The organism is Bacteroides bouchesdurhonensis, from assembly GCF_900155865.1.
GTDB lineage: Bacteria > Bacteroidota > Bacteroidia > Bacteroidales > Bacteroidaceae > Bacteroides > Bacteroides bouchesdurhonensis.
On sequence record NZ_LT707006.1, the window covers coordinates 512556 to 527008 of the forward strand.

Genomic DNA, 14453 nt, shown 5'->3' on the forward strand with positions numbered 1-14453 from the left:
TTATCTGACAGTACTGATGAATATTACGGATTTTGAAATTATGGCTCCTGTCGGCTCACGTGAATCATTGTCTGCTGCCCTTCAGGCAGGAGCGGATTCTATTTATTTTGGTATAGCAAACCTGAATATGCGTGCCCGCTCGGCCAATACATTTACCATTGATGATTTGCGCGAGATTGCACAGACTTGTGACGCGCATGGAGTGAAAAGCTATCTGACTGTAAATACGATTATTTACGATAACGATATCCCTTTAATGCGTACCATTGTGGACGCAGCAAAGGAAGCAGGAATTTCTGCAGTTATTGCTGCTGATGTGGCAGTGATGAATTATGCTTTTCAGATAGGGCAGGAGGTACATCTTTCTACGCAATTGAATATCTCTAATGCGGAAGCATTGAAGTTTTATGCTCAATTTGCAGATGTAGTAGTCTTGGCTCGTGAATTGAATCTGGAACAGGTAGCCGAAATATACCGTCAGATTCGTGAAGAGAATATCTGTGGTCCGAGCGGAGAACAACTTCGTATCGAGATGTTCTGTCATGGCGCACTTTGTATGGCTGTTTCCGGTAAGTGTTACCTGTCATTGCATGAGATGAACCATTCGGCCAATCGTGGTGCTTGTATGCAGGTATGCCGTCGTTCTTATACGGTTCGTGATAAAGAAACCGATGTAGAGCTGGATATTGATAATGAATATATCATGTCGCCGAAAGACTTGAAGACCATTCACTTCATGAACAAGATGATGGATGCAGGTGTACGAGTGTTCAAGATAGAAGGTCGTGCTCGCGGTCCTGAATATGTGCGTACAGTTGTAGAATGCTATAAGGAAGCGATCAAGTCATACGTGGAAGGAACCTTTACCGATGAGAAAATTGCTGCTTGGGACGAACGTCTGAAAACGGTTTTCAATCGTGGTTTCTGGGATGGATATTATCTGGGACAACGTTTGGGTGAATGGACTCGGAATTATGGTTCGGCTGCTACAGAACGTAAGATCTATGTAGGTAAAGGAGTCAAATATTTCTCTAATATCGGTGTCTCTGAATTTTTGGTGGAGGCTGCCGAAGTCAGTGTCGGTGATAAACTGTTGATTACAGGTCCAACTACTGGTGCTCTGTTTATGACTTTAGATGAAGCACGTGTAGACTTGGAACCGGTGCAAACCGTAAAAAAGGGTGAACACTTCTCTATGAAGTCTGACCGCATACGTCCTAATGACAAACTGTATAAGTTGGTATCGACCGAAGAACTGAAGAAATTTAAAGGGATCGATATCGAACAGAAGAGAGGATAAAGTCATGAATCAGTATATATATGAGTTGGAAATGAAGGTTCGCGACTATGAATGTGACCTTCAGGGTATTGTTAATAATGCCAATTATCAACACTATCTGGAACATACCCGTCATGAGTTTTTGACTTCGGTAGGTGTTAGTTTCGCTGCTCTCCATGAACAGGGAGTCGATCCGGTAGTGGCACGCATCAATATGGCTTTCAAGACTCCATTGAAAAGTGGGGATGAATTTATCTCGAAGCTATCTATGAAAAAGGAAGGTATCAAGTATGTATTTTATCAGGATATTTTCCGGAAAAGTGATAATAAAGTAGTAGTGAAATCCACTGTTGAAACGGTATGTGTGGTAAACGGACGTTTGAGTGACAGCGAATTATTCGACAATGTCTTTGCACCATACCTAAATGACTGATAACGAAGAAGAACAGATTTATAGCATTGCTTTGACTATGGTGCCCGGTATCGGGCATATAGGGGCAAAGCGTTTGATCGATGGCATGAAAAGTGCCACTGATGTATTTCGTTTCCGTAAAGATCTTCCCGATCGATTACCGGATGTTAATGAACGTATCATAAAAGCCTTGGACTGCCCGCAAGCTATTGCACGTGCCGAACAAGAGCTGGAATTTATTCAAAAGAATCGTATCCGTTGTCTGACGTTTATGGATGAAAACTATCCTTCCCGTCTTCGGGAATGTGAGGATGCTCCTATCGTTCTTTTCTTTAAAGGTAACGCTGATTTAAATTCACTGCACATTATAAATATGGTGGGTACGCGCAATGCTACTGAATATGGTACTCAAATTTGTGCTACCTTGCTACGGGATTTGAAAGCTCTTTGTCCGGATGTATTGGTGGTTAGCGGACTGGCTTATGGGATTGATATTCATGCTCATCGGGAAGCTCTCGCAAATGAATTGTCTACAGTCGGTGTTCTTGCTCATGGATTGGATCGTATTTATCCTTATGTACATCGGAAAACCGCTATTGACATGCTTGATAACGGAGGACTTCTGACTGAGTTTGTCTCCGGAACAAATCCGGATCGTCATAATTTTGTGAGTCGTAACCGTATTGTTGCCGGAATGTGTGATGCTACTATTGTTATTGAGTCTGCAGAGAAAGGAGGTTCTTTAATCACAGCCGAACTTGCCGAGGGATATAACCGGGATTGTTTTGCTTTTCCGGGTCGTATCAGCGATGAGTATTCTAAGGGATGTAATCAGTTACTTCGTGATAATAAGGCTTCTCTGCTTCTTTCTGCCGAGGACTTGGTTAAAGCAATGGGCTGGAATAGTGATTCTCATTCAGTAAAAGTAGAAAGTGTTCAACGTAGTCTTTTCCTTGATTTATCCGTTGAAGAACAAAAGATAGTTAACCTTTTGGAAAAGCAGGGTGATTTGCAGATCAATGCTTTAGTGGTAGGGACGGACATTCCTGTCCATAAGATGAGTGGCCTTCTTTTTGAGTTGGAGATGAAAGGAGTGATTCGTGTATTGGCTGGAGGGATGTATCAGTTATTGTAACTTTAATTATTAATCTGACATATTTAACAATGATGGTTTATATACTTTTCTGAAGGTGGATGAATTGAAGCATTGTATCTTTGATGAGCAGGGGTTGGATGCCTATGTTGCACGTATGAAACAAATGAATGTAGCGGAAGCTGACATGATTTCTATGGTAGACTATAAAGGACACTTGTTGCAAATAGCAAATAAACTAAGAAAGCCAATAGAGAAAAGTTGATAGACTGGCATAAAAAAAGGAGCAACGCTTTGCTCCAACCTTTGTTAACCTTAAATCTAATACTATGAAAAAAATCACATGACAAATGTATGTCTTTATGACTATACATCCAAATAAATTGCGCGTATTTGTTTCTCTTTTGATTTCTTTCACTGTTTTTCACTGTTAGCGTACACGGAAATAGGCTAGGTAGGTTTCCGTAATCAAAGAACCTATATAATATACGGTACCATTTGCTTCATAATCAATCAATGAAGAAGGATTATGAGAGCAAAATTTGTTTAATACTAAAATATCTTTGAAAAATATTGGGACTTTATAAACTTTATAGTTATTTTTACTCAAATTTCCTTTGTTATCGGTTTGACAGTATTAAAATTATATGAATCTTTTGATATCATCCTGTTTTAACAATTAAATATTTAATAGTACACTTATGAAAATAAATTCTTTTCTGCTGATCTTATTATTTATATTAATCTCCTCTGTTACTTCTTCCGGTCAAGCTAAGGAGAAAGCAAAATATGTTATTTTTATTGGTTTGGATGGTTGGGGAGCTTATAGTGTACCAAAAGCTGATATGCCTGTTGTTAAGCAGATGATGGCGGATGGATGTTATACGCTAAAGAAACGTACCGCACTTCCTTCTTCGAGTGCGATCAATTGGGCCTCAATGTTTATGGGAGCAGGTCCGGAATTACATGGATATACGCAATGGGGTTCACGTACACCGGAACTTCCTTCGCGTGTAGTGAACGAACATGGAATTTTCCCTACTATTTTTCAGTTATTGAGGGAGGCTCGTCCGGATGCAGAAATAGGTTGTCTATATGAGTGGGAAGGGATTAAATATTTGGTAGATACACTGGCTTTGAACCATCATGCTTTATCACCTGATTATACAGAAAACCCGGAGGTCCTGTGCCGTATGGCAGAAAGTTATATCAAAGAAAAGAAACCTACATTGCTTGCCGTTTGTTTTGATAATCCCGATCATGTAGGACATGGAGCGGGACACGATACACCTGCCTATTATGCTAAACTAAAAGAATTGGATACATATATCGGCCGGATTGTCAGTGCTGTGGAAGAGGCTGGAATGCTGAAACAAACAATCTTTATTATAACTTCCGATCATGGTGGAATCAATAAAGGACATGGTGGAATTACTATGCAAGAGATGGAAACTCCCTTTATTATTTCCGGTAAGAATATAAAGTCGGGTGGTGAATTTTCGGAAAGCATGATGCAGTATGATGTTGCTTCCACTATTGCATCTATTTTCGGATTGAAACAACCGCAAGTATGGATTGGACGGCCGATGAAGCAAGTGTTTAAGTAGTATATGCTATTTTGGGCAGGCTACTAAGCTACATTTGTTTTCCAGTAATGAAATTCTTTTTTTGTAGTAGTGGAAGTTTGTACGACACCCGGGTCTCAAGCAGTTCGACACCCGGGTGTTGAACATGTCGAGACCCGGGTCTGAGTATGTATGACACCCGGGTGTCGAACAAGATTTGGCTACTAACAAAAAAAGAGAGGAATATAGGGCAATTAAAATTGGGTAACTGTAAAATTGGGATTCGATGACATACATGCTCTAAGATAACGATTTTAGAAAGCGCATTTTCAGACACTCTCTGACGGTTTATTGTATGCATTCGTGTAAGATATGTACGCTATTCAAACCATAAGTAGTGTACTGACTCGCTTCATATTTATATTCAATCAAATACCTCCGGATAATAAGAGCAGATCACCTCTTTTTGTATATCTGTTAGCTGATCGACACAAACAGGTTCATCTTGCTGACGAGTCCGTTTTTGATTTATCTCTCCATATAGTGTCCAATTGCGTGTAGACCCGAATACGGGCTCCTCTACTTTTACATCGTAGCGGGTAAAGTCAATCCTTTGCTCCGGGAAAACCTTTCTCAACAGCATTACGAAACTGAACGACTCTTTCCGGGGTATGCCATTCACGCTCATCAACCCCTACGTTCTTGTCTCTTGTCACCTCTATTTGGTTAACACGAATGACTGTATTTATAGTTAAAAAACGATTCCCCTGTAACTCCAATGCTGAGTTCGTGCAACTAGTTATCACTAATCCCAAGAACCAGCTGCAACCAATCTTCCAATACTTCATTTATTCTTATATTAATAATTTATATTCCTGTCAATGATCTCACAACAAACGATTAGGATTACCTTTTTACCATCTATCGGTCCGGAAAGAAGAGATCGGCAAACCGGATGTACTAAACAAATTACAAATCGGCGAATCTGCCCACCCGTAACGTACTGCAGCAGGAAGACTGACCTGCGCTGAGTAGACAATAATCTCATCACCATCAAAATGTGCCTCTGCCGGATAAAATTGATGATCGGTACCGGCAATCGCAAATCCTTTTAATGAAGCTTCCTTCCGGAATCCATTTCCTAAATCTTTAAATCGAATACGAATGGTGTTTCCTTCTATTCGATAAGTGTCATATACAGGGGCAGACGCGTCTTTGATCTGTTTGTTATAAGTATCTCTTAATGCCAACAATGCCAAACGCCGTCCGACCTCCTGCTTGTTCTTAGGATGGATGTCTTTGTCATCTCCAATATCGGTGGTTATTGCCATACCCGTATTAGACAATGCTAATGCGGCACTTTGCGCTTCTCGCACATAAGGCCATTTAGCATTCACGTCAATGAGAGATGCTTCTCTGAAAGCGGCAAGTTGCACAAAGTAAAACGGTAATGCCTGATTATTCCATTTCTGCCGCCAATCATTGATTAATGCCTGAAATAGATCTGTATATTCATAAGCGCGCCCCTCGTTGCCTTCTCCCTGATACCAGATAAATCCTTTTATGGGGAAATTGATGAAAGGATGCACCATGGCATTGTAAAGAACACCTGGAGTCAGAGGTGTAATTTGCGGTTTGGAAGCATAAAACGCCTGTAACTCCTGTCCGCTTGCCCCGACATTGTATTTCCATTCTCCGGCCAATGCTGCTATCCGTTTCTTTCCATAACGGATATCCAGACTTTCAGGTACACCTGCGAAACCGCCTTCACCTCCAGTATCCAAAACCCGTATAGCGATAAGATTAGTCCCACTTTCCACCAATTCGCCCGGTACGGCATATCGTCGTTCCTTATCTACTCCTGTGGTCGATCCGATCTCCGTTCCATTGAAATAAACAACATTATCATCATCTATCCTTGACAAAGAAAGTTCCAGTGTTTTTCCCTGATAAGCGGACGGAATCCGGATCTCCTTTCTGAACCATACCAATCCGTCAAATCCTTCCAATCCCTGTGTCTCCCAATATCCGGGCACATTCATGCTTTTCCACTGATTGTCGTTATAGTCTGTAGTTGCCCACACTGCTTTTCCGTCTTTCATTCCCTTATCCAGCGGTGAAAGGTTATCCATCCACTTACGATATTCTTGTTGGAAAATCTCATTTGTATTCTTTTTCCCGTCAGACATTGCCGACATCTTCTCGGCATAGGTTCGGTAATTGTTAACTTTCTTCAGCCCCTCATAGCTAACCCATGGTTCTGCCGGAGTTCCTCCCCAAGAACTATGTACCAATCCAATAGGGATCTTCAGCTCTTCCCACAGTTTACGTGCGAAGAAGTAGGCGGTTGCCGAAAATCCGGGAATAGAAGCCGGTGTACATTCCTCCCATCCAAAATCGATACCAGCATCCGTTTGTGGAACAAAATCCACGGCATGTCTTACTTGAAGTAGTCGGATAGAGGGGAAATCAGCATTGGCTATCTCCTGCTGATAATTCATAATCTTTCCCCAACCGTCCAGCGGCATTTCCATATTAGACTGTCCGGAGCAGAACCAGACTTCACCTATCAAGATATTTTTCAATACCAGTTTCGTACCGTCCGAGAAGGTAAGCTCGTAAGGTCCTCCCGCTTTGGGTGTCTGCACATTCAAACTCCATTCTCCTTGTTCATCAGAACGAGTCTCATATTTCTTGCCGTCCCATCCTGTACACACACTTACTTGCTTCAGCGGGGAAGCAGTTCCGTATAACTTTACGGTCGCCTGCTGTTGAAGCACCATATTGTCGGTAAAGAAGGAGGGAAGCGTAATTTTCGCTTCCGCTGACATCAAAGCCAAACCACAGGCAACCGTAACAAATGTTCTTCTAAATAAGCCTTTAGATCTCATATTTTATCAGTCCTTTAGTTATTCAAAATTTTCATATTTTGGTGGGAGTGAAATATATTCCAAAGCGTCTTTATTCGGCTTCACACAAGTCGTAATCTTCAGTTGCGTATCAGGCTGAATATCGGGAATCTCTGTCTGCATGGTAAAAGCAGGTACTACGACTGTCTGTTTATCACCATCCCGATTCGTATACTCCAACAATACTTGCATGAGTGTAGGAATCTCATTCCACATTAAGATAAAACCTCCCTCTCCATTCGAGGCATAAGTATACGCCACCGGATTTTGAGCCGCGATAAACTTATCACCATACACATTGGCCTGTAAGGTTGTAACGATGGAGCGATTGTTGTTCTTGTCCACTGTATACACATCAAACACGTATAAGTCTTCTTCCAAATCCTCCAACAATATTTCCAATACATCCGTCTTCGCATATCCTTCCAAACTTTGTGTATATTGCTGGTCATCCCATTTTATGATTATGTCAGTAGCCGTTTCCGCATAATAAAGAAATCCTTCAAACTGTATTTTATGTAATCCCTCATGCACTTTTAATGAGTCAATCTTACCGACATAATTAATCTCTCCATCTCCCTGAAATTTCTCAAATGTCCCTACCAGGTCTGTACAAGAGAGTAATGTGACGAATACACACAGTAAAACGATCATATATCTTATTCTTTTCATTTTATCTATATTTTAAAATTACTTTATATCTTTATCTGCATATTGTCCCCAGAATTTCATCTCAGTAATACGCGAACATTCCATTCCCGACCACGAGGATAAGGAAATAAAACGTACATAACGCACTGGCTTCATCAATTCGTTATCAAACAAGAACTCATGCCCCTGCTGAGCCACTAGAATATCCTCTGCCGTATTAGGATCGGTAAACTCTCCTCCCGACGGCTTTTCCAGATGACCATCCATCAATAATTCATAGTTTTCTTCTTTAAAAGGATCCAATCCCTCAGGACAACCATATACTGCAAAATGACGGGGGCAACCATGTTTATAGAAGTCATCCTGAACCAGACGTTGCCATATTTTCATACGACTTAACATCACGGTAGCACCCATATCAATAGTAGTAGGGTGCGGAAATGCTTGAGGGTAATCCGTATGAGCAAAATCCATAGAGCCGTAATTATCATTAAAGAAGCAACTCCAGTTGCCGCCGAAGAAGGTCCAACGGACATCACCGGGAATAAACATTTCTTTAAATCTGGTGGCGTCAAGCAATTCTTCTTCTAATGGCGTCAGTTCAAATTCATAAGGTTCCGATTCATTTTCCCAACGGTCTTTCACCTTAACTACAAATTTGGAGGGTAAAGGTGACAACCCTCTGACAGCAAGAGGACCCTCTTTCTGCTCCGTATAATAGACGTCGTACAAGCTCTGTCCTTCCGTTTCGGTATTCTCATAATAAACCATGACAGAAATGGCGTCTTTACCCTCATTCTTAAAATCCAGACTGAAACCGCCCCAATCTACTATCGCCCTCAATGATTCCCGTATATTTACCACAGGAGGCGTATTTGGAACAAAAGCTATTTTTATTCCTTTGGATACATTCTCCGAACGGTCTACAGCATAAACCGTCACTTCATGCTCATCCGTATCTCCTATGCCCTCAATCTTTAACGAATCCACATATTTAGAGGAGCGGACTTCACGTGTCTCTCCTTTCTTAGTCTGGAATAAGGCTTTTACATAGGACAAGTCCGAGTCGTCCGGAACCTGATATTTTATCACAGCTCCACCCGAAATACTTTTTATCACAACTCCCGATATGTCTTGCGGCGGGGTCTGATCATCATATCCATAAGGAGCCCGTACTTCATCTTCTTTGCAAGACAACAATAATGTACATATAATGACATTCAACCATATTAGTTTTGTTTTCATATCCTTTCACTATTTAATATTACCATAATGGATTCTGAACTAATCGCGTATTCTTGTTTAAGTCTCCTTGCGCCAAAGGCCATAGATAGTCACGCACAGAAAAACTACGAGTATAAATTACACGCGGCACATAGAATAACTCCGGAGTCTCTTCCATGATATTTAATCCTCTCATTTGAGCATTAAAATATTGTCCACATTTCTTCCAACGGCGCAGGTCATTCAAACGCTTTCCTTCAAACTGCATTTCAATCAACCGTTCACGATGAATGATCTCGCGCATTCCCTCTTTCGTGAGAGGTTTATTAGGATTGACTGAATATTTGGACCATGTATCCTGTAAAGTAGTACCCTTATCCAATCCGGCACGATGACGCACTAATTGAATATATTTATAAACCTCATCATTCGGTTTATCCAGGCTCTCATTCAATGCTTCGCTGTACAACAAATAAATATCCGCCAAACGAATAATTGTATTCGGAAAGGCATAAAGCACTTCAACTTCTGCCGTATTCATATTTTTATAACTACATACTTTCTTTATAAAATATCCCGTAGCAGATGTCCTGTACGTCTCATCCCCAGCAATACCTCCTTTTTTTGAATTCACTCCATACGCCTCTTCCGGACTAAGGACCTCACTATTAAACCACTTACCGCCATCAAAACCAATATTGGCATAAAAACGAGGCTCACGATTCAAATGTAGTTTAGCCGTAGTGTAATTGGGAACAAAGAAAGCGGGACGATCAGAGGGAGTCGTTGCCAATTCATACAAATCGGTTCCGACCAAAGACTTGTCTTCCTCTATGGGTACTCCATTTTCCGTATAATACTCTTCTATGATATTCAACGTAGGGCTATATTGACACAAATGATGCCATTCCCGATTTCCCATATCATAAGTAGTCAAACGCGGTTGTGCTGCTCCTTGTATCCATGTATCTGTCGACCCCGGAGCAAATACTTGCTCACAGTTATATCGGGAAGTGACAATCTCACGCAAAGTCATTTCCAATTTCGTTTCAGGAGTCAATTGAAATGCCACACGGTCATTAAATTCGAATAAATCGTGATTACCTTCCAACGATATGTCGATTGCCTTCTTACATGCTTCTGCGGCAATACTCCACTTTTCCTGGCTATATGTTTGATTAAAGAAAGGCTGGCGGTCTCTCGGATCGAGAAAGTCCGCATAATCCGTATTACCATTAAACAAAGGACTTGCAGCAGTAACCAGCACCTTAGCTTTGATACAATGAGCGGCCGGAAGAGTGATACGCCCCATTTCGGTAGTTACAGATGATATGTACATGGGAAGTCCTTGATCCATATCGATCGCCTTATCCAATAACTCTACCATATAATTGACTACATCATCTACCTTCTCACGATATTGAATCATTGACTCCAAATCAGAATTGATATCGATATTCTCGTCTAATAGAGGAATAGGACCGTAATGTAGGAAGAGCCAATACAAATAGAAAGCTTTTAACGTATAGACCTCCGCTTTCCACCTATTTCTTTCCGAATAGGATAAATCCGGAACCTTATCCACATTGGCCAAGAACACATTACATTCATGCACGCCTCTGAAATAATTTGCGCCACTCCAATAATTAAAGAGTGGATTACTGGAATTTTGCAATCCTCTCGCCCAACTCCAAGAATTCGTAAAGTCCCAACGGTCGTATTTCATCAAGTAAGGACAATAATCGTCAGCGCATGAAATGGAAGCATTATTTCCCATATCATAAGTGCGCGGTAGAAAATTATAGCACGTAGCCAGGTATTTTCTCGCGTTTGTCCTGTTGTTAAACGCCATATCTATTGTTGTGATATTATCCGGAATGACATCCAGATAATTGCAAGATCCCAAAGAAAGTCCCGCTGCAAGTAGAGCGATATATACTATTTTTTTCATACTCTTTCTCTATTTTTTAAAAACCTATATTCAAACCTATATTATACACTGCCTGAATGGGATAGTTAAACCCGTTTCCTCCCATTTCGATGTCCCATTCTTTGAACTTGCTGAACGTCGCCAAGTTCAGGCCGCTCGCGTAGATGCGTAAGTTGCTCATGCGCAACTTATCGATGATCTTTCTCGGAAACGTATATCCCATCTCCACGGATTTCAAACGAAGATAGGAACCGTCTCTAATCCACCAGGTACTTGCCCGAATATTGTTTTCTACAGTTTCCGTCGTCAATCGCGGCATTGCGGCGTAGCTGTTCCTATTCGATTCTGACCAATGACTATTTACCCAACATTGCATCAAAGCATTAGGAGCTATTCTATTACTAAATGCACCATCAAAAGATGCAGCATTTACAAATGGAGTATTAGCCCTTGCATCTACCCAAAATGAGCTGCGCCCGGAACCCTGGAAGAAGATCGAAGCGTCAAAATTCTTATATTTCACTGAAGCTCCGAATCCATAGTTTATCTCCGGAACGGTCGGATAACCGATCGGCACCACGTCATTGTCGTCGATAATGTCGTCTCCGTTAATGTCCCGATACTTAATGTCACCAGGCATGTAGTCTCCAAACATCTGCCGCGGAGAGTTGGCGATATCCGCCTCATCGATAAATAGGCGGTCGGCTATCAAACCTCTTTGCTGCCCGATAGGATAACCCGTGACGGTCTGCCACCAGTAGTTCAGCCGTGCCTCTTCCGCATATTCGTAATTGCTGCGCGCGAAAGTAAAGTTACCACGGAGTTGCAATAAAAGATCCTTAGTGAACCAGCGATTAGCGTCCATCTGCACCTCAAATCCCCGTGAGGAGGCACGTCCTACATTGGCGGCCAGTCCGGCGGCGTAGCCAAGTTCGGCAGGAATAGTAGGGCGTGCTTGGAAAATCTTCTCGCGCTTTTCCTGGAAGTAATCAGCTTGCACTTCCAAGAAATTAAATAGAGTCGTCTCTAAACCGATATCTAGCTTCTTGGCGACCTCCCAAGTAATGTTTGGATTTGCATAGCGGGTAATAGCAACCGTTTGTATGCCCTGCTGCCAGTTGTCTCCAAACCGGATGCCAGACTCTCCCGCATTCAAATTGACCTCTGAGATATAAAAGAAGCGGTCTCGCGGGCTACCTATCCTGTCGTTACCTACTAACCCGTAAGTACCTTTCAGCTTCAGCTTGTTCACATACTTGTTCTCACGCCAGAACGGCTCGTTGCTGATCAGATATCCGATACCGAAAGAGGGAAAGAAACCGAACCGCTCCTTTTTTGCGAAACGCTCGGAACCGTTGTACCCAAAGTTAAACTCGAACAGGTAGCGGGAGTCGTATGCGTAAGTCGCGCGTCCGGATAATCCGATATTACGAGCCGGAAGAGACTCCTGGATATTGGGAGCGTTACCGGAGAGATACTCGCGCATGGTGCCGACCAGCAATCCTCCCACGCTGTGCTTGTCGAACTGCCGGGCATAATTAATGGCACCCTCAAAGTAGTAGGTGGAGTTTACAGACGGAACACCACCTACAAAGTTTAAGTCCTCCCTTCCCGTCTCTGGGTTCAACTGGTTCAATGTATACCGGTCGGTTTCCCTGTCGTAATAGCCTATGCTGTAATAGAAAGGAGTGATCTCGCGCGTCAGGGAGAAACCGGAATAGCGGGTGGCATTCGCCAAAATGCGCAAACTCAGTCCTTTGGTAATGAAGTCCAGTTTCTGCGACAACTCCAGTTGGGCTGTCAGTGTCGTCTCGTGCGAGTCCCTATACCCCCTGATCATGTCCGCATAAGGGTTCAGGTAGTTTCCCTGGTCGGCATTTCCGAAAAGGACATGTTGCGTCAGTACATTAGAGTCGTCGGGAGCAAAGGATTTTGGGAACATCACCGGCGAAGCAACACGCACCTTGCGGTACATCGCATCTCCACCATCGATCGGGCCGTTGTAATCTCTGAAATTTGTATTGACGCGAATATCGAATCGGGTTGTCTTGGTCAGGTCCAGATTCACGTTCGTTCTCAACTGGATGTTTTTAATATCGATATTAGTGTTGTAGTTATTTTTTTGGTCTACCTTCAGTGCACCGTTATCCTGACTGATAGTGGCCGACACATAATAGCGCGCTGTCTTACCTCCACCCTTAAGGCTCACATTGACCCGCTGGTTCATGACCGTTTTCTTGAACAGCTCGTCATACCAGTCTATTTCCGGATAAACGTAAGGGTTCAATCCCTTTCCGGTATTGGCGATCTTCTCGTCGCTGAAAATACGGGGTGCCAGCGGATTACGGGTCACTATCGCCTCGTTATACATCTTCATGTATGTAACAGGGTCGGCCATTTCAATATTCCTTGAAGCAACGGAAATAGAGTTTTCTAATCGGATATTTATTTCAGCAGGTCCTTCTTTGCCCTCCTTGGTGGTGACCAAAACCACACCGTTAGCACCGCGGGCACCATAAATGGCGGTTGCCGTGGCATCTTTCATAATAGAGAAAGAGGCCACATCATCTACAGGCAAACGCGCTAATTCATCATTTGACGCTTCGATGCCGTCTATTAATATTAAAGGAGAAGAAGAATATCCGAAAGTGGTTACACCGCGAATAAAGAAATTCACGTTGTCCTTTCCCGGTTCACCCGAGGATTGGTAGGCTATGACTCCGGCCAGACGGCCCGAAAGACCCTGAGTCAGGTTGCTGGAAGGGACTTTCAGCTCCGAAGGCTTGATGGTTGTCACCGAAGCAATAACGCTCTCCTTCTTCTGTTTCGCAAATCCAACGACTGTCACTTCGTCCAATTCGTCTGCCTTCGGCTGTAGGTTTACAGTAATTTTCTTTTGTGCTCCGACTGTGACTCTTTGTGTCTGGTAACCGAGGTAGGAGAAAATGAGTACATCGGCATTTCCTACTTTAATAGAGAACGAACCGTCAATGTCCGTAACGACACCTCTGGACGATTTGTCCACCAGGATCGTAACTCCGGGAAGTCCTGCTCCTTGTTCGTCATAGACGATGCCTGTGATTTCCCTTGTCGTTTGTGCTGTGATAGCTGTCATCTGAAAAAAAAGGACGATGAGTGCTAACCATACCTTTAACAAATAATTAATGATTTGCTTTTTCATGTGTTTCCAAGTTAGATAAATGAAAGAATGATTATATAATGCAAAAGTAGGTGGAAACTGTTTTGGAAATTTTTCGATATTGATATATAATTTTTCATTTTTGATAAATTAGAATGGTTGTATCCGGATTTACTTTGTTAATTGTCTTCCATTTGTTCTCGTATATCGAAAAAATGCTTTAATTTGCCTTCGCATTAATCAGTTAACGA

Annotated in this window: 12 protein-coding genes; 5 read left to right on the top strand and 7 right to left on the bottom strand. The window is 42.3% G+C overall.

Translation table 11 applies throughout. From position 1 onward, the window contains the following. The first annotated feature begins 16 nt into the window (after positions 1 to 16). The 5 genes from CZ225_RS01965 to CZ225_RS01990 all read left to right on the top strand — a co-directional run bounded on the left by CZ225_RS01965 (position 17) and on the right by CZ225_RS01990 (position 4391). Positions 17 to 1300, top strand: a complete 1284-nt coding sequence (locus CZ225_RS01965; RefSeq protein ID WP_077152786.1) for a peptidase U32 family protein — start codon at positions 17 to 19, stop codon at positions 1298 to 1300. 4 nt (positions 1301 to 1304) lie between these two features. Beyond that, positions 1305 to 1712: an acyl-CoA thioesterase gene (locus tag CZ225_RS01970; RefSeq protein WP_077152787.1), complete on the top strand. Its 408-nt coding sequence runs from the start codon at positions 1305 to 1307 to the stop codon at positions 1710 to 1712. Next, a complete protein-coding gene (gene dprA, locus CZ225_RS01975; RefSeq protein ID WP_077152788.1) occupies positions 1705 to 2826 on the top strand; it encodes a DNA-processing protein DprA in 1122 nt (373 codons plus the stop codon). Before CZ225_RS01970 ends, dprA begins: the two co-directional genes overlap by 8 nt. A gap of 55 nt (positions 2827 to 2881) precedes the next feature. Further along, positions 2882 to 3049: a hypothetical protein gene (locus tag CZ225_RS22910; RefSeq protein WP_234982978.1), complete on the top strand. Its 168-nt coding sequence runs from the start codon at positions 2882 to 2884 to the stop codon at positions 3047 to 3049. Between the two features lie 436 nt (positions 3050 to 3485). Continuing rightward, a complete protein-coding gene (locus CZ225_RS01990) occupies positions 3486 to 4391 on the top strand; it encodes an alkaline phosphatase family protein (protein WP_077152790.1) in 906 nt (301 codons plus the stop codon). A gap of 382 nt (positions 4392 to 4773) precedes the next feature. Here the strand turns inward: CZ225_RS01990 and CZ225_RS23140 are convergent, their stop codons facing one another. The 7 genes from CZ225_RS23140 to CZ225_RS02020 all read right to left on the bottom strand — a co-directional run bounded on the left by CZ225_RS23140 (position 4774) and on the right by CZ225_RS02020 (position 14244). Then, positions 4774 to 4986 carry a DUF3864 domain-containing protein gene (locus CZ225_RS23140; RefSeq protein WP_159441742.1) on the bottom strand — a complete coding sequence of 71 codons (213 nt, stop codon included), beginning with the start codon at positions 4984 to 4986 and terminating at the stop codon, positions 4774 to 4776. Beyond that, a complete protein-coding gene (locus tag CZ225_RS01995; RefSeq protein WP_077152791.1) occupies positions 4955 to 5197 on the bottom strand; it encodes a DUF3863 domain-containing protein in 243 nt (80 codons plus the stop codon). The genes CZ225_RS23140 and CZ225_RS01995 overlap by 32 nt, the downstream gene beginning before the upstream one ends. Before the next feature lie 66 nt (positions 5198 to 5263). Beyond that, positions 5264 to 7240 (bottom strand): sialate O-acetylesterase, encoded by a 1977-nt coding sequence (locus CZ225_RS02000; RefSeq protein ID WP_077152792.1) that lies wholly within the window; start codon positions 7238 to 7240, stop codon positions 5264 to 5266. A gap of 18 nt (positions 7241 to 7258) precedes the next feature. Then, the gene (locus CZ225_RS02005) at positions 7259 to 7930 is read right to left on the bottom strand and encodes a DUF4998 domain-containing protein (RefSeq protein WP_083714557.1); all 672 of its coding nucleotides are present in this window, start codon (positions 7928 to 7930) and stop codon (positions 7259 to 7261) included. Positions 7931 to 7948: 18 nt separating this feature from the next. Next, a complete protein-coding gene (locus tag CZ225_RS02010) occupies positions 7949 to 9154 on the bottom strand; it encodes a DUF4959 domain-containing protein (RefSeq protein ID WP_077152794.1) in 1206 nt (401 codons plus the stop codon). Positions 9155 to 9173: 19 nt separating this feature from the next. Beyond that, on the bottom strand, positions 9174 to 11084 hold the full coding sequence (locus tag CZ225_RS02015) for a RagB/SusD family nutrient uptake outer membrane protein (RefSeq protein WP_077152795.1): 1911 nt from the start codon (positions 11082 to 11084) through the stop codon (positions 9174 to 9176). A 16-nt stretch (positions 11085 to 11100) separates the two neighbouring features. After that, a complete protein-coding gene (locus CZ225_RS02020; RefSeq protein ID WP_077152796.1) occupies positions 11101 to 14244 on the bottom strand; it encodes a SusC/RagA family TonB-linked outer membrane protein in 3144 nt (1047 codons plus the stop codon). Positions 14245 to 14453: the final 209 nt, after the last annotated feature.